The organism is Thermorhabdus hydrogeniformans, from assembly GCF_049310025.1.
GTDB lineage: Bacteria > Bacillota > Thermosediminibacteria > Thermosediminibacterales > Tepidanaerobacteraceae > JBJYKD01.
This window is the reverse complement of the sequence record NZ_JBJYKD010000237.1, coordinates 1-252: the sequence shown is the minus strand read 5'-3', so window position 1 is coordinate 252 and position 252 is coordinate 1. Positions and strand designations below refer to the sequence as shown.

Below are 252 nucleotides of genomic sequence, written 5' to 3'. Positions count from 1 at the left end.
AATAACCCTTAAGGATATGATTAATGACGACAATGTAATAAATGCAGAATTGGGGGGAGAATAATGGAAAAAATGATATATATGGACCATTCAGCTACAACACCAGTAAAAAAAGAAGTCCTTGATGAAATGCTTCCCTACTTTTCCGAATACTATGGGAATCCTTCAAGTATTTATGCACTGAGCAGCAAATCCAAGCTTGCGATTGACAAGGCAAGAGAGCAAGTGGCAAAGGGATTGGGTGCGAAGAAG

1 protein-coding gene is annotated in these 252 nt (G+C 38.9%); it reads left to right on the top strand.

All coding sequences use genetic code 11. From position 1 onward, the window contains the following. Positions 1 to 63 precede the first annotated feature (63 nt). Positions 64 to 252 (top strand): aminotransferase class V-fold PLP-dependent enzyme (locus tag ACKX14_RS16260; protein ID WP_422449465.1); only part of this gene is annotated, 189 nt, incomplete at its 3' end.